General features: G+C 62.3%; 15 protein-coding genes. 3 read left to right on the plus strand and 12 right to left on the minus strand.

The window, feature by feature from the left end; all coding sequences use genetic code 11:
- Positions 1-114: 114 nt before the first annotated feature.
- The gene (locus C2U37_RS22345) at positions 115-1,410 is read right to left on the minus strand and encodes a DEAD/DEAH box helicase (RefSeq protein WP_010675179.1); all 1,296 of its coding nucleotides are present in this window, start codon (positions 1,408-1,410) and stop codon (positions 115-117) included.
- 245 nt (positions 1,411-1,655) lie between these two features.
- Positions 1,656-2,306 carry a DedA family protein gene (locus C2U37_RS22350; RefSeq protein WP_010675180.1) on the minus strand — a complete coding sequence of 217 codons (651 nt, stop codon included), beginning with the start codon at positions 2,304-2,306 and terminating at the stop codon, positions 1,656-1,658.
- A gap of 333 nt (positions 2,307-2,639) precedes the next feature.
- On the opposite strand from C2U37_RS22350, the gene C2U37_RS22355 reads away from it, so the two are divergent.
- The 3 genes from C2U37_RS22355 to C2U37_RS22365 all read left to right on the plus strand — a co-directional run bounded on the left by C2U37_RS22355 (position 2,640) and on the right by C2U37_RS22365 (position 5,005).
- Positions 2,640-3,608, plus strand: a complete 969-nt coding sequence (locus tag C2U37_RS22355) for an autotransporter domain-containing protein (protein ID WP_104453095.1) — start codon at positions 2,640-2,642, stop codon at positions 3,606-3,608.
- A 242-nt stretch (positions 3,609-3,850) separates the two neighbouring features.
- Positions 3,851-4,708: a nuclease-related domain-containing protein gene (locus C2U37_RS22360; RefSeq protein ID WP_104453096.1), complete on the plus strand. Its 858-nt coding sequence runs from the start codon at positions 3,851-3,853 to the stop codon at positions 4,706-4,708.
- Between the two features lie 81 nt (positions 4,709-4,789).
- Positions 4,790-5,005 (plus strand): hypothetical protein, encoded by a 216-nt coding sequence (locus C2U37_RS22365; protein ID WP_104453097.1) that lies wholly within the window; start codon positions 4,790-4,792, stop codon positions 5,003-5,005.
- Here the strand turns inward: C2U37_RS22365 and C2U37_RS22370 are convergent.
- The 10 genes from C2U37_RS22370 to C2U37_RS22415 all read right to left on the minus strand — a co-directional run bounded on the left by C2U37_RS22370 (position 4,996) and on the right by C2U37_RS22415 (position 15,918).
- Positions 4,996-5,946 carry an IS1595-like element ISKpn3 family transposase gene (locus C2U37_RS22370; protein ID WP_005342491.1) on the minus strand — a complete coding sequence of 317 codons (951 nt, stop codon included), beginning with the start codon at positions 5,944-5,946 and terminating at the stop codon, positions 4,996-4,998. The genes C2U37_RS22365 and C2U37_RS22370 overlap by 10 nt on opposite strands.
- A gap of 189 nt (positions 5,947-6,135) precedes the next feature.
- Positions 6,136-7,299 (minus strand): DUF1615 domain-containing protein, encoded by a 1,164-nt coding sequence (locus tag C2U37_RS22375; RefSeq protein WP_199770488.1) that lies wholly within the window; start codon positions 7,297-7,299, stop codon positions 6,136-6,138.
- 145 nt (positions 7,300-7,444) lie between these two features.
- Positions 7,445-8,350 (minus strand): GGDEF domain-containing protein, encoded by a 906-nt coding sequence (locus C2U37_RS22380; RefSeq protein ID WP_052455399.1) that lies wholly within the window; start codon positions 8,348-8,350, stop codon positions 7,445-7,447.
- Between the two features lie 243 nt (positions 8,351-8,593).
- Positions 8,594-10,252, minus strand: a complete 1,659-nt coding sequence (gene leuA / locus C2U37_RS22385) for a 2-isopropylmalate synthase (RefSeq protein WP_104453098.1) — start codon at positions 10,250-10,252, stop codon at positions 8,594-8,596.
- A gap of 733 nt (positions 10,253-10,985) precedes the next feature.
- Complete coding sequence (locus tag C2U37_RS22390) at positions 10,986-11,228, minus strand: DUF2274 domain-containing protein (RefSeq protein ID WP_004883121.1); 243 nt, start codon at positions 11,226-11,228, stop codon at positions 10,986-10,988.
- On the minus strand, positions 11,225-12,505 hold the full coding sequence (locus C2U37_RS22395) for a TrbI/VirB10 family protein (RefSeq protein WP_004883119.1): 1,281 nt from the start codon (positions 12,503-12,505) through the stop codon (positions 11,225-11,227). The genes C2U37_RS22390 and C2U37_RS22395 overlap by 4 nt, the downstream gene beginning before the upstream one ends.
- A 2-nt stretch (positions 12,506-12,507) precedes the next feature.
- Positions 12,508-13,500 (minus strand): P-type conjugative transfer protein TrbG, encoded by a 993-nt coding sequence (trbG, locus tag C2U37_RS22400; protein WP_004883112.1) that lies wholly within the window; start codon positions 13,498-13,500, stop codon positions 12,508-12,510.
- Complete coding sequence (gene trbF, locus C2U37_RS22405; RefSeq protein WP_004883108.1) at positions 13,497-14,201, minus strand: conjugal transfer protein TrbF; 705 nt, start codon at positions 14,199-14,201, stop codon at positions 13,497-13,499. Before trbF ends, trbG begins: the two co-directional genes overlap by 4 nt.
- A 29-nt stretch (positions 14,202-14,230) precedes the next feature.
- A complete protein-coding gene (gene trbL / locus C2U37_RS22410; protein WP_004883106.1) occupies positions 14,231-15,595 on the minus strand; it encodes a P-type conjugative transfer protein TrbL in 1,365 nt (454 codons plus the stop codon).
- Positions 15,592-15,918, minus strand: coding sequence for a hypothetical protein (locus tag C2U37_RS22415; RefSeq protein WP_004883103.1), 327 nt, complete (start codon positions 15,916-15,918; stop codon positions 15,592-15,594). Before C2U37_RS22415 ends, trbL begins: the two co-directional genes overlap by 4 nt.
- Positions 15,919-15,928: the final 10 nt, after the last annotated feature.

Consider the following 15,928-nt stretch of genomic DNA (forward strand, 5'->3'; position numbering starts at 1 on the left):
TCGGATCCTCTGAAACGGGGCGGCCAAGGGGCCGCGTCATCGACAGCACAAAGGCGCCAGTGGCGCCTTTGGAGAGTAAACGCCCCTCCCCGACCGGGAGGGTGCGACGTTGCCTTATTTCGGCTGACGGGGCTTCTTGGCCGCCGCCAGACGCTTGAGACGCTGGCCTTGCAGTTTCGCCTCGGCCATGGCCTGGGCGGCGGCATTGTCTTCACGCTGCGGGCGCTTGCCGAAGCGGCGGCGCTCCTGCAACTGCTTGATGAGGTCGTCACGGCTGCTCACCTCGTAACCCGGCACCATGATGCGGCGGATCTTCTGGCCGATGAGGGCCTCGATCTCCAGCAGGGTGCGCTCCTCCTCGCGACTGACGAAGGAGATGGCCATGCCGCTCTTGCCAGCGCGACCGGTTCGGCCGATACGGTGCACGTAATCTTCCGCGAGGAACGGCAGATCATAGTTGACCACGTATTCCAGGCTCGGAATGTCCAGGCCGCGGGCGGCCACCTCGGTGGCCACCAGCACCCGCAGCTTGCCTTCGGTGAATTCACGCAAGGCGCGGCGACGGCTCCCCTGGGCCTTGTCACCGTGTACCACGGCAGACTTGATGCCGTCGAGGTTGAGCTCCTCCACCAGTTCATCGCAGCTCTCGCGGGTGCTGGCAAACACCAGCACCTGCTGCCAGTTCTGCTTGCCGATAAGCTCGGAGAGCAGCTCGCGTTTGCGCTTCTGTTCCACCGGATAAACGGTGTGGCTCACGGTGTCGGCAGTGGAGTTCTGCTTGTCGACGGCCACCACCTGGGGTTTGTCCAGCATGAGGTTGGCCAGCTTTTTTACCGCCTCGGAGAAGGTGGCGGAGAAGAGCAGGTTCTGGCGGGTCTTGTTGACCGCCTGCAGGATCTGCTGCACATCGGCGCTAAAGCCCATGTCGAGGATGCGATCCGCCTCGTCCAGCACCAGAGTCTCGACCCCGGAGAGGCTCAGGTTGCAGGCGGTGAGGTGCTCGAGCAGACGGCCAGGGGTGGCCACTATGATGTGTGCGCCCGCTTTGAGCTTCTTGGCCTGCACATCCTGTTTGCCGCCACCCACGATGGTGAGGGTAGTAATATCAAGATACTTGGCGAAATCGTTGATATTGCTCGCCACCTGGGCCGCCAGCTCGCGGGTCGGGGTCAGGATCAGCACGCGGGCATTGGAAGGCTGCACCGGCGCCGGGTTGTCTACCAGGCGTTGCAGGATGGGCAACGCAAAGGCGGCTGTCTTGCCGGTACCGGTCTGGGCACTGGCCAGCACATCGCGGCCACGGCGAATGGCCGGGATGGCCTGGCTCTGCACAGGGGTCATCTCCTGATAACCGCAATCTGAGATGGCGCGCAAAATCTCGGGGGCAAAATCGAACGATTCAAATCTCATGTTGGGTTCCTGTGTTCCAGCGGAGCTGTAGTTGGCGTGGATGGCCTGGGCCGGCGTGTGGCCTGGCATCGGCGAGGCGTGGAGCCAAGGACGGCTGGGTCTGACATCAGATCAGAAGATGAGCCGGAAAATGGCGGGCGCGAAGTGTAACAGATAGGCGGCAGGAATGCCGCCTCAAATGGCCTGTATTTTTCCGGGGGCTGCGCTATCCAGACGCGGCAGCAGGCGCAGCCCGGGCAGTGAGATCAGCGCACCCGCTTGCTCGGACGCTTGAGCAGCCGCATACCGATGGCCGCCACCGCGATGACGAACAACCCGAAAGAGGTGACAAGCAGGCACTTGGTCAGCAGCTCCTGATGATGGGCAAAGACCGGGGTCGCCATCACCATCTTGCCCACCATGCTCAATACCAGGGACCAGAGGAAGGCGCTGGCAAAACTCGCCACGGCCACCCGCAGCAGGTGCAGGCGGGAGACTCCCATCAACATGGGGGTCAACACTCTCACAAAGGGGATGAAACGGGACACGAACATGGCCCAGAAGCCGTAACGATCCAGCAGTCGGGAGGCCCTGGGCAGGCTCCCTTCCGGGATCATTCGCTCCACATGGCCCATGAAACGGGTGCCATGCAGTGCCTGCCCCTGCCAGTAGGCGAGCACGCTCCCTATCCCGGCCGCGAGCGGCAGATAGAGCAAGGTCACCTCGGGCCCCAGCACCCCCATGCCCACCAGACCGCCCGCCAGCAGCACCAGGCTGTCACCGGGCAGGGGCAGAAAGACGAAGCTCGATTCAAGGAAGAGGATCACCACCAGACAGGTGACGAGCAGACCGATTGCCTGCATTTGTATAAGCTGATCAAAATCCTGATGCCATATGGCAAGCAGCATGTCCTGCATCTGGTGTGACTCCCATCAACGTAATGCGCATTCGTCATGATGACCCGAAGGCCCCGTCTGGTAATCCATCCCTGCTACCACCCCAATGTTCGTATGGGAGGCCTCTTATACACCCGGGGAACTGAACAATAAATTAATGTCTGTGATTTCTGCCCAGCGGTTCACCCTTCTCGCCCCCCCCCTGCCCCCGCCAAAGCGAGGGCAGCTTGGCCCATCAGGCCAATGCGCACACCCTAAAACAGGACGGGTCGGCCCTTGCCAGGCTGCCAAGCCAGATGAAACCCGTTACAGTGTGAACATGCCCCAATGGACGGGGTACTCATGGAGCCAGGTATGGCAAGACAGCTCTCTTCTCACACACTTTCCTTGCTGGCGGTGCTTGCCGGCGTCTCTGCCGGTCTTGTGACAAAGGCCCGTGCCAGCGACGAGAGCCTGGTGCAACAGCGCGCCAACGCCGTCGTCTCCCTGATGAGCTACGCTGTGGTGCCGGATATCACCGCCAGCAACCTGAATATCGGCAGCGGCACCAACGACACCTCCGCCCTCACCATCACCCAGCTCGGGGGTGGCGCCACCCTGAGCGAGGATGTTCCCCTCTATCTGGAGGGCACCCTGGGCTACAGCCGCTACGATCCCCAGTTCGTGTTCACCGATGGCAACGAGACCCGCACCATTCCCACCAAATGGAACAGCCTGAGCGCCACCGGCGGCATCGGCTGGGATGTCGGGGTCCACCGGGATCGCTTTGGTGGCAATCTGGTGCTGCGGCCCATCGCCAATGTCACCCTGGGCACGGTGGCCAGCGACCTTCGCATCGGGGCCGCCCTGCTCGAGCACAGGAGCGGCCAGAATCTGGACTTCCTCGACGGCGGCACCCTCAATGTCTATGGCCTCGGCGGCTCATTGATGCTGGACTATGAACTCTTCTCCGCCGCCCAGGACATCGATGCCGAACTGCGCTACTCCTACCAGCATCTGCAAAGCTTCACCGGCACCGCCGAGAGCGTCAGCGGTCAGGCCGATGCGGAAAACCTCGGGCTTTACCTGCGCCGCCGCGCCCCCCTGTGGGACTGGACCCTGCTGGACAGGCCCCTTCGCTACGTGCTGGAAGGGGCCAGAACCGAATACCTGGGGCAGCAACGGGGGCAGCTCGGTTTCAACAGCCTCAACTCTCTGGGACTTGGCCTCGAACTCGACAGCAGCAAGTACGACATTTTCATCACCCGCACCCGGCTGGTGGTCCGCTATATGTTCAGCAACAGTACCAGCGGCTACTCCATCGGACTGGCGATGAGTTTTTAGCCCTCTCACGCCATTGGCCTTCTCTGCCTGTACGCCATGGTGGATGCCCCTCTGGAGCCAAAATTGCGTGATGTACCGCCCAGTTGATAAAGATTGTTCTTCGTTCCTGCACACCACTCACTACAGTCATGCTTTGTCGCCCACTCAACTCCATCTGGCACCAGTGGGCCCCATGTTCATTGCCAGCCAACAGGACTGGCTAGTAGCGCCGGATATGGCTTCGACAGCCGAGGAGGAATGAGATGGATGTGACCAGTCTGCTGGCACCGTTGCTGACCAAACTCTGGTTTGTGCTCCCCTTGCTGTTGCTGGCCGCGATAGTCAAAAGCCCCTGGTTCAAAGGGATGGTCGGGGAGTGGTTTCTCAATCTCTGCCTCGGGCTCTTTCTCGACAAACGGGAATATCACCTGCTCAAGGATGTGACCCTGCCGATTTCTCAGGGCACTACCCAGATAGATCATGTGATTGTTTCGCGGTTTGGCCTGTTCGTGATCGAAACAAAAAACATGAAAGGATGGATATTCGGCAATCCGGCCCATAAAAGCTGGACTCAGCAGATATATCGCTGCAAGCATCGTTTTCAAAACCCGCTGCATCAAAATCATCTACACGTCATGACCCTGAAGGCCCTGTTGGGCCTAGCGGATCAGCAACTGCACTCAGTGATTTACTTTATTGGCGACTGTACTTTCAAGACGCCAATGCCGGACAACGTCATGAACCGTGGATTGATCCGATATATCAAGGAGAAGACCACACAGGTATTGACCCCTGCAGACATCATCCAGGTGGTCAAGACCATCCAGCAAACACGATTGACTCCCAACTGGCAGACCCACAGACAACATGTTGCACAACTAAAGGCGCGCCACCTGGCGCCCTCACGAAAATCACCCTCTGCTACCCTTCTGGCTGACAACACGACTGCCTCCTCTCGCATCCTGCCTGCGCCCACAGAGCAGAGTCCTGCATGCCCCCGATGTGGCAACCTTATGGTATTGCGTACCGCCAGCCGAGGGGAGCATAAAGGCACCCAGTTTTGGGGATGCAGCGGATATCCAAAATGCAGGGGGATGACATCATTCAAAATTACACGCTAGAAAAATAACTGCGGTACAGACCTGGCAACCATGGGGCCATAATCACAAACCCAGATAACCTCTATTCAAAGGAATTGATGAATGAGCATAAAAAAAATATCGGTAACAATGGTGATCGCCAGCATGAGTATATTGCTGACATCCTGCGCATCTGACCCGCAGCCAACATGGAGAAAAGAGGGCGTGTCACACGATGACACTCTCACTGCATTGTCTCAATGCAAATATGAGATCCGTCTGAACAATATCTCTGATGAGGAAAAAAACGAAGTCATCACCGATCCTGATTACCCATGACCCTCAGCCAGCTTCAAGAGCCGATATGGCATCGGAGGGCTTGCCACGACTGCATGCCCCAATTCAACCAACATGCTCTTGAGGTCAAAACGATGATTAAACCGGAAGCAGTATTCCGCAAGATGCCTTGGTAAATGCTTCGCTCCGAGCGTATGGCAACTGCCCCGCAGCGAGTTTTTCACATTTCCTATCATCGTGTTTACCCAGTTGAATGCCGGATGATCCAGCCAGTCCAGGTTGCCCCCGGTGACAACACCCAGGTGCTCACAATTGGCCTCCTTGACCGCTTTGAAACAGGCCAATCCATCGGATATCACCGCGCTACCACTGGCAATATGCCGTTTTGCCCAATCAGCAACGGACTTGGTTTTGAAACCATCGACCACCGTCATCCGCATCTTGATTGGATGTCCTTCCTTGTTCAGGGCCACTGCTGCCACAAACGGCGTCTTGCCTGCCGCGCCCCGACCCCGTTTACCACCACGGCGCTCGCCACCCCAGTAGACATCATCGAGCTGAATGATGCCGCTGATGGGCTGCTTGTCATCGGACTCTTTCATGGCTTGCAGCAGCTTGTGCTTGAGCATCCAGGCGGTGTCATATTTGACGCCCAACTGGCGCTTTAGCTCCATCGCTGACAAGCCTGTTTTGGTTTGTGACAACAGGTGCATTGCCAGAAACCACTTGGTCAGTGGGAGCTTGGTGTTTGCGAAAATCGTGTTTCCAGTCAATGACATCTGGTGACGGCAGTGATTGCATTGCCACACACGTGGCCGCCTTCTCAGGCGACAACAGGTCTTGTTGGCACATTCAGGGCAGACAAAGCCGTTAGGAAAACGCCAAGTGAACAGCGCGTTTTCGCACTGAGCCTCAGTGCCATAGTCCTTGAGAAACTCAAACAGGCTGTAGCCTTTCTGGAATTGGATTTTGCTTTTGGCCATGATCTCGCACCTCGATAACTGTACGTAAGATCAGTATAGTTCGTGGTAACTGACTGCTAATCATGGGTAATCAGGTCACCGATTGTATGCAGGCCAAGGGGTATCGCTGGAGAGCCTATTAATGACTTCAGCCGGTTGTCATTAATCATGGCAACCGGCTGTTATATTTCTTACTGACCAAACGCCTCATCACTTAATTGTCGCCATCTTCCGTACGCAGGATTGCTCCCTGTCATCCACCCGCTTGGCAAACCAGGCGGTGGTGAGGTTGCGGGTGATCTTGGGGCTCTTTAGCTGGATGCCGGGCAGGATGGCGCGGGGTTGCCGTGTCCCGGCCTGTTTGTCGGCTAGGGCGAAGACCCTGTGGTAGAGATCGCTTTTGGCAAAGTCGTTGCTGTCCCCCAGCTTCAGGCTTTGGTGAATGGCCTGCTTGCTCATGTTGACGCGGCTGGCGATGCTGTGGACCGCGAGTTCGGTCTTGCCGGGCAAATCCGAGTCGTAACGGATGAGATCCCCGTCCAGGGCCAGGGGCTTGCCACTCACCCGGCTTACCGCCGCCTGGAAGGCCGCATTGCGGCTCGCGTACCAGCCCGCATTGAAGTCGGCGAAGCGATAGAGGGTATCCGGGTAGTCGGCGGGATAGCCGAAGATGTGTTTGGTGCCAAACCAGATACCGCCCCGACGAGTGAACACCTCGTGGCGAATGGACTCCTTCACGGGATAGGGGTAGCCACGGGCGTTGGCTTCGGCAAAGGCGACGCTCACCTGCATGGGGCCGCCGGTGCGCACCGGGTTGAGGTTGCCAAAGAGCTGCTTGCCCATGGGGACGCTGCCTATCATGTCTTCGAAGATCTCGCTCATCTCCCGCTCGGTGCGAAGCTTGTCGATGCGCTCGGCATAGCTCTTGCCAGTGGGGGATTGGATGGAGAGGGCCGTGCGCACCATGAACTCGGGGATGAGCAGCTTGCCGGCCCGGGCATTGATCTCCTTCCAGGCAATCTTGTTGAGGTTGGGCACCACGGGGTCCGCCTGATAGGTCGCCTCCTGCTCCGCCACCGCCAGCACGCTGCAGACGTTGTGATCGCTCACCGTCAGCCCCTGGGTGGTGAGCGCCGTCACCACGTCATTGGCCCAGCCCGGCTTGTCCACCACGCTGCGCGGCAAGAAGCGCACGATACGGCTCTTCATGTCGGCCGGTTTTTGCGGCTGCATCGCCTTAGGCGTGGGGCGCCCCGCCGGCGTCGCCGGGCTGGTCGGGGCGGGAGGCTCGCTGGCACAACCCGACAGCAGGGCAAGGGAAAGCAGTGACAGCCAGCGCCAATGGGCATGAAACAAAGAGTGAGAGGGGATCATGAAGGCTTCCTGAAGAGCGGGACCTGCCCCTCATCGCGAATGAGAGGGCTCGAATGCATGGAGGCGGACATTGTAGGGAACAAGTCTGACAAGATGAAGGCGGATGAACCTGCTGGCCCGCTGGCTGCGGCATCCCCTGGCGCCATCACGCCAGCTCCACCCGGTTGCGTCCCAGGTGCTTGGCCTGATAGAGGGCGAGATCGGTGCGCTGGAGCAGGGCATCCACCCCCTCCCCGCTCTGGCTGATACCCAGGGCAAGGCTCACGGTGAATCTTACCCCGTCACCTGAGACCAGCTCTTCGGTCGCGCACCTTATCTGCTCCGCCAGCGCACGGGCCTTGTCGCCCGTCATGCCGGGCAGCCAGATGGCAAACTCCTCTCCCCCAAGGCGTGCCACCACCCCATCCAATGGGCAGAGCTGGCGCAGCAGGGTGCTGAATTCACGCAGTACGTTGTCGCCAATCGCGTGGCCATAGCGATCGTTGATCAGCTTGAAGTGATCGAGATCCAGCAGCAGGAGCGGCGTCCCCTCCTCTCCGTGCGCCTCCAGCACGGCGCGAAACGCCCGGCGATTGGAGAGCCCGGTCAGCTCGTCTGACATGGCGAGAGAGGAGAGCCGCATCTGGGTGCCATACATCTGCTGCACCATCAGCAGCACACCCCAGGCCGAGGCCAGCATGCCGAGCGTGCGCAGGCTGTCTTCCACCGTGGAGAGCCACCAGGGCTGGAAATAGACCTCATCCATCAGATCGATGACGCCGGAAACGAGCCAGAGGATCAGCCCGCCGGTGAGGGAGAGATAGGTTCTCAAGGTGATCTGGGCACACTGCACCACCCAGAACATGAACATCAGGGTCAACACGTTGAGCGCTTCGGCCAGAGCCCCGACGGTATAGAGGTTGTGCTCTGCCAGGGGATCAAAGCTGACCCCGGCCAGGATCCCCGTCAGCAGCAGCAGACAGGGCAGGCTCACCAGCGCGAGACGACGGCAGGGAGGAAGCGAGAAGAACCGGGCGGGGTGAACGGATAACCTGAGGGGAGTCTTCATCATGTTTTGGGCTCCAAGCGCGCATGTCTTCTATCCCGAATGGCAGCCGTTGGCTGCCATCGCCAGCGAACCCCAACGGCATTCCTGGTGGCAAATCACTGATATTGTGGGCCGATTTTTCCATAAAAAACAATCCCCTCACCATATGGGTCAGGGGATTGTTGCAACGGGGACGGCGCGATCTGTCGTGAATCCGGGCGGGCGGCCCTTCCCTGCTCGCCCTCACGGCAAGCGGGCAGTGCCGTCTCAGGCGCTCTGGCGCAGGGCCTGATGCTGGGCGGCGCCGTTGATCACCGCCTGCAGGGAGGCGTTGACCACGTCGCGACCGACGGCAACGCCACACATCCGGGTGCCCTCGACGCCCAGCAGCACATAGGCGGCGGCGCGGGATTCGGTGCCGGCGGTGAGCGCATGCTCGGAGTAATCCAGCACATCGATGTGCATGCCGGTCTGACGCTGCCAGCCGTTGACCAGGGCGGTGATGGCTCCCTCCCCTTCACCGCACAGTTGCAGGGTGCCGTGGGGGGTCTGCAACTCCAGGCGCAGGCTCTCCTGACTGTCATGACCGAGCTGGAAGCGCCCGATGCGATAGCCGTGGGCCGGCTCAAGATAGTGCTGCTCGAACAGGGCGCGGATCTGCTCCGGGCTGATTTCGCTGCTGCTCGCCTCAGCCTCGGCCTGTACCCGGCGGCTGAAGTCGATTTGCAGCCAGCGCGGCAGTTGCAGACCGAGGTCACGCTCCAGCAGATAGGTCACCCCTCCCTTGCCGGACTGGCTGTTGATGCGGATCACCGCCTCGTAGCTGCGACCGAGATCGGCAGGATCGATGGGCAGGTAAGCCACGTCCCAGTAGTGATCCGGTTTTTCTGCCGCGAGAGACTTGCGGATGGCGTCCTGGTGGCTGCCGGAAAACGCCGTGTAGACCAGCTCGCCGGCATAGGGGTGGCGCGGGTGCAGGGCAATCTGGGTGCAGGCCCCCACGGTGGCGACGATGGCATCCATGTCGGACAGGTCCAGCTCGGGGTCAATCCCCTGGCTGTAGAGGTTCATGGCCATGGTGACGATGTCCATGTTGCCGGTGCGCTCCCCGTTGCCGAGCAGGGTGCCCTCGATGCGATCCGCCCCCGCCAGCACCGCCAGCTCGGCGGCGGCCACCCCGCAGCCTCTGTCGTTGTGGGTGTGGATGGAGATGCTCACCTCGGGTCGCGCCTTGAGGTGTCGGCAGAACCACTCCACCTGATCCGCAAACACGTTGGGGGTGCTCACCTCCACCGTGGCGGGGAGGTTCAGGATCATGGGACGGGCAGCGGCACGCCACTCGTCGATGACGGCGTCACACACCTCGACGGCGAACTCCACCTCGGTGCTGCTGAAGCTCTCCGGAGAATACTGGAAACTCCACTCGGTGTCCGGATTGCGGGCCGCATACTCCCGCACCCAGCGCGCCCCCTGCACGGCGATGGCCTTGACCCCGTCCTTGCCTGAGTTGAACACATAGTTGCGCTGGGTCGGGTTGACCGAGTTGTAGACGTGAACGATGGCCCGCTTCGCCCCCTTGAGGGCCTCGAAGGTGCGGGCGATCAGATCTTCGCGCGCCTGCACCAGCACCTGGATGGTGACGTCATCGGGGATGAGGTTGCGCTCGATGAGTTCGCGCACAAAATCGAAGTCGGGCTGGGAGGCCGCCGGGAAGCCCACCTCGATGTGCTTGAAACCGATGTGGGTCATCAGCGCCCACATTTGCAGCTTCTGGGCCACCGTCATGGGCTCGACCAGCGCCTGGTTGCCATCGCGCAGGTCCACGGCGCACCAGAGCGGTGCCCGCTCCAGTACCCGGTTGGGCCACTGGCGATCCGCCAGGTTGATCACGGGGGCACGGCGGTATTTGCGATGATCGAAGCTCATATTCAGATTCCCTTGACGGATGGGCGAGGCGCCGGACGACCGGGCCGACAGGCGGGTGGGGCAAGGAGGGGAAGCGGGTTGGTGCGGTAACACCGTCCCTGACGAGTCGCGCGGCGGTAACCCCGCGACCGGTTTTCCTGCGGCCCCCGTCGGTCACCGGGGCCGGCCACGGCAGCCGGATCGGGCTGCGGGCGCTGATCCTCTCGCACGCCACCTTTCGGTGTGTCGGCGCAGACGACCTTGTTTGTATGAGCACCCAGTATAGGGAGGTCGTGGGGGCGAGAGATTGCGAAGATTGCACCCCATCATGCCAATTCAGCAATATTGATGCAGTGAAAGTTCATTCATGGGGTGAGTATCACCACCCATGATGAATTATTCGCCATCTCACCCATCTTCCTTGAAGGCGTTTCCCCGGAAGTGGCAGGGCGCAGGCAATAAAAAATGTCCGCAGTCAAGCGATTGTTGAAATCAGCCTGATGGCCGGAAGTCTATATGGGGTGCGGGTTTGGCTCTACTTCGGGCCGCCTTGCGGGGCTGTGGCGTTGTGGGCTGGGAGCCACATAGGAGCTTCGCGGTAGAAAGCCCGAGCGTGCTGCATCGGGGGCGGTTGCCTGCAGGCGGTAGCCGCGTTTGGTCTTCATAGCCCAATCGGTCGCCGTCCTCCAGAATGAAGAACGCGCAGCCTTGGGCTGCGCGTTTGAGGGATGGCCGCCAGCGGAAACCGGCATCATCAGCTTGGCTTCGGCGGCGCGGCCTTGCCCGCGCCTCCCTTCCTGAATCCCCGATCTCCGACCATGAAGGCTTCTAGCATGTGCGGAATTAGCACCGTGGCATCGACCGCCTCGCCGTAGGTCTGCGCGTGCAGCGTAGCGTAGCGGTCGAGGTCGGCTTTCAGGCTGGCCGGGCAAGCAAAAGTCAGCTTCGTGGATTCCGTTTTCGGCAGCGGCCCGAGCCGTAGCTTGCGCGTCGTCATCGCGAAGTCCCCCTGTTGAAGAAAAGTGGCTGGTACGGCCGCAGCACCAGATCGCGGTTGACGATGATGCGAACCGGCAAGCCGGGGCGCTCCGTCAAGGTGGGCTGGATGTTGAGGTTGCGCCGGGTCATCTCCTGACCGACCTGATTGATGCTGTCCTGGGCGCTATCGCGGCCGGCGATGATGACGCGATCACCGTCCTGCCGGTTCTCCGGCGCAGCCAGTTCGGCACCGATGCCCAGTAGCGTCGTCAGTGCCGCACCGGCAAAGACGCGATCCCAATGCCAATCCACATCATCTTCCAAGCCGGCGTAGCCGGCCGGATCGGTGCCGGCCAAGTTGTCGAGCTTGAGCGAAGACGTGTCGGGCAGGATGATCCGGTTCCACACCACTTGCACGCGGCTCTGCCCGTAGCTGACCTGGCTGTTGTATTTGCCCAGGATGCGTGACCCCTGCGGGATCAGCAGGAACTTGCCGGTAGCCGTGTCATAGACCGGCTCCGTCACTGTGGCGATCACATCGCCCGGCAAGTCCGACTTGATGCCCGTCACCAGCGCCCCGGCGACCACCGTTCCGGCCATGACCTGATACGGCGACGCCGGCAGCGTCAGGTTGCCGGAATCACGGGCTTCCGTGGTTCCGGCTTTCTGGAATGCCTCTTTCTGGTCTTGCCGGTTCTGCACGGCGGTCGGGTCGGCGGGCTGGGCCGCCGTCGACGCAGGCCCGGCCGCCAGCGGGTCGAAGGCCGCATTGGCGGTGAAGCCCGGCGCAGCGGCTACCTGTGTCTGCGCCACCGGCGCGGCCTTCTGCGAACCAGAGCGGAAGAACACCGCCGATGCCGCTGCTGCTTCGGCTTCCTTGCGCAACGCGTCGTTGGGGTCGTTGCCGGGGGCCGCGTAGGCGGCCGTCACCGGCTGCTGCGACTTCACAATGGCCGGGCCAAGATCGCCTGGCAGCGGCGGCCCCAACTCCGGCACGGATGCCGCCAAGGGGGGCGGCAGCTTCGAGTAGTCCGCCGGCAGCGCGTCCAACCCTTCGGACTTCGAGACGCGATCGACGTTGTAAAGCTCGGTCTGCTCGCCTGCACCGCGCCGCTGCGGTTGCAGCGACCACATCAGCGCGCCGAGCACAGCGACCGAGAGACCGCCGACGAGGATGGCCAGCGTGCGCCGGTTCAGGCGCGTGACCGGGCGCGGTTGGGCGCGCAGCGCAACTGCCTCGGGTGCCACCTTGCCCGCATGCGGCGTGGCGAGGTCGGGAGTGTCGTCCTGGCTCATGGTCAGTTCCTCCGCGCCAAGCCATCCGTGCGTTCGATACGCACCACGTCACCCTTGTCGCCGCCCAGGCGCAGTTCGGCCGCGCCGAACAGCCGATCCACGATGTAGTAAGGCGAGCGAAAACGGTAATTCACCAGTTGTCCGTCGCCCTGCGCGCCGATGACGAACAGCGGTGGCAGCTCGCCTTGGGCGATTCCCGGCGGGAACTGGATATAGACCTTCTCGCCATCGTCGAAGGCGCGCAGCGGCTTCCACGGCGGATTGCTGCCTGAGACGGAATATCGGAAGCGGATCTTCTCCAGCGACAGTCCGGTATCGACCGGTGCGGCGGCGCTAGCCGCCTGCGACTGGCGCTGCAAGGCCAACATCCGGTCTTTTGGGTAGTCCCAGGACACCGACGCCATCCATGCCTTTTCCGTCGAGGTCAGTTCCAGCAGGTATGTTCTGCGACTGGTGGTGATGACCAAATTCGTCTTGAGGCCTGAGCGGATGGGCTTGACCAGCACATTGATGCGCATCGCGTCGCCGCTGCCGCTGGACGTGTCACCGACGATCCAGCGCACGGTATCGCCGGCTGCGACCGTCACTAGTTCCTCGCCCGGCTGCAAGGAAACCACGGTCACGCGTCCCGGCGCGGCATAGACTTGGTAGAGCGCACCATCGGTGAAGGGCCACACCTGAATCGCATTGACGTAGCCCTCGCGCGTGGGCGCGATGCGCGCCTCGGCATTGGCACGGGAAACGCGCACCTTCTCATCGGCCGGCTCCGGCTTAGCCGGGGCCGCGTCCAACTCGTGCAGCGGCTTCAACTGCGCTGGCAGCGCCAGCGGCTCGGGCATGGCGACGACTTCCACTGGAGCAGGCGGCTCCGGCAGCGGCTGTGCCTGCACCGGCTCATCGAGCGAAATGGACGGAGGCGGCTTGCCCTGCGAAGCGCAGCCCGACAGGGCCACCACGGTCAGCGCGAAAGCGTATAAGCGGAAAGACAGGTTCATGGCTTGGCTCCTTCAGAAGAATCCAGTTCGCGGCTCCACGACAGGCCGTTGACGTAGATACCCAGCGGGTTCTTGCGCAGGCGCTGTTCGGTGCGCGGGGTTTGCAGGACGGTGGAAAGCACCGCGTTCCATCGCTCGGTCCCGGCGGGGGCACCGTTGATGAACCGTTGCTCCGTCCAACGGACGTTGAACGAGGCATCGCTGGCGCGTACCACGCTGGTGATCTGCACCGTCACCGACTCGCGGCCAACACGGGCGAAAGGATCGTTCTTGCTGGCGTAGTCGTTGAGCACCGCCGCGCCTTTGTCGGTGGTGTAGTCGTAGGCGTCCAGCCAGTTTTGCCGCACCACGATGGGATCGATAGACAGCGAGCGCACCAGCGTCACGAAGCGCGCCAGGTGGTGCGCGATCTGCGCATCGGCGGGCCGGTACGGCGTGGCGGCTTCGCCGACGGCGCGCACCTGCCCCGACTGATCGACCTCGATGACGTAAGGGGTGACGATGGACTGCGCCGAGCGCCACACCAGGCCACCGGCCATCAGCAGCGCAAGCGTGAGGCAGCCGAAGGCCATAAAACGCCAGTTCTTGGCCTGGACGCGGGCCGAGCCGATGCGCTCGTCCCACACCTGCGCGGCGGATTGGTACGGGGTGGCAGGCTGCGGCGTGTCGGCATAGCGCACCTGCGGGCGTTTGAATCGCATAGGGTTCTCCTTGGTGGTCAGGTATCGGGTCACGCATCGGGGCGCAGGCTTGGGCCTTGCCCTGAGCCGCCGCCGTCGCCACTGCGCAGCGTGTGGGCTGCGGTGGTTGCGGCATGGGTGATCTGCTGGCGGCGGTGCATCCGCTTTGCCCAGGCGGGTTGCTCTTGCTTCGGCGCGCTGGCTGCGCCTTCGCCTGCGGCGGCCTGGCCGGAACCGGCAGCGCCGACATCCGCACCGTTCCATCCTGCCCGGAAGGAGTCGGCCACCTTCTGACCGGCAGCGGAAGCGCCCGATGCAGCTCGGCGGCCTGCCGCTTGCGCGCCGGTCTTGGCGACATTGCCGAGGCCCGCAGCCGCGCCTTTAGCCCCGCCGCCCGCAGCGGCGGAACCGGCCTGGAATGCGGACTTGGCGCTGCTGGCCGCCGACGTGGCGGCGCGTGCGCCGCTCCCGGCCAGCTTTGCGGCGGCCGGGGCCATGCGTGCGCCCGCCATGACGGCACCGCCCACGCCGGTCGCGGCGGCACCGATGGCAACACCCGTGCCTACCGCGCCGACGGCAGCGCCCGCCATCGCACCCGCGCCGAGCTGCGGCGCACCGGACACAAGGCCCGTGGCGATGCCGGGGCCGAAGATGCCCAGCGCCAGCAAGGCAAGCGAAGCCAGCATCACGACAAGCGCATGGTCGATGGAAGGCTCGTCGGGATGAACCTGGAACTCCGCGAACAGGCCCGAGCCGATGCCGACGATTACCGCCAGCACCAAGACCTTGATGCCTGACGAAACCACATTGCCGAGCACCTTTTCCGCGAGGAACGAGGTTTTGTTCCAGAGCGCAAACGGGATCAAGACGAAGCCGGCAAGCGTGGTCAGCTTGAACTCGATCAACGTGATGAAAAGCTGAACCGCGAGCACGAAGAAACAGAGGATCACCACCAGCCAAGCGATGAACAGCACCACGATGGGGTCGAGGTTCACGAACACTTCGGGGAAGCCGGCCATGTCACCGATCTGGTCGAGGATCGGCGCAGCGGCGTCGATGCCGGTCTTGGCAAGCCGACCCGGCTGCAAGAAGTTCTCCATCGTTATGGCCGAGCCAGTGGCGGTGATGCCTAGCCCGGCGAACGAGCGGAACACGATGCTCGACAGCCAATTGAAGTTACCGATGATGTAGGCGAAGGCACCGACGTAAAGCACCTTGCGCAGCAGCTTGGCGATCACGTCCTCGCCCTGGCCGGTCGCATGGCTCATGGCCCAATACAGACCGGCAATGGTCATGTCGATGACAATGAGAGTGGCCGTCAGGAACGCGACTTCGCCTTGCAGCAGACCGAAACCGGAGTCGATGTAGCGCGAGAAGGTATCGAGGAATCTGTCGATGATCGTTACGTCGTTCATGGCGTGTCCTCCGCAGCGGCGAGCGACGCATCACCTTCCGGCGCGTCGTCGGTTGGCGTGTCGAAACTCGCCGGAATCGGCGGCAGTTCTGCCAGCGTCCGGTATTCGTCCGGCCCAGTCTGGCCGGTGAAGAAGCGCCGCCGGAAGGCTTCGGCAGCGGCGCGACAGGTGTCTTCGCCTGCGGTTTGCCGGTCGGCTGCGCATTGGGCGCGCAGCGCCTTGAGCCGCACGGGATCGGCGGCCAAGGTGGCGGTCAGGTCTTCAGCCGGCTGCTGGCCGCATGCGGTCAGCAGCACGGCCAGCAGGACAGGAACGCATCGCATGGCCGCCTCC

Origin of the sequence: Aeromonas sp. ASNIH1 (assembly GCF_002934285.1) — a bacterium.
Lineage (GTDB): Bacteria > Pseudomonadota > Gammaproteobacteria > Enterobacterales > Aeromonadaceae > Aeromonas > Aeromonas caviae.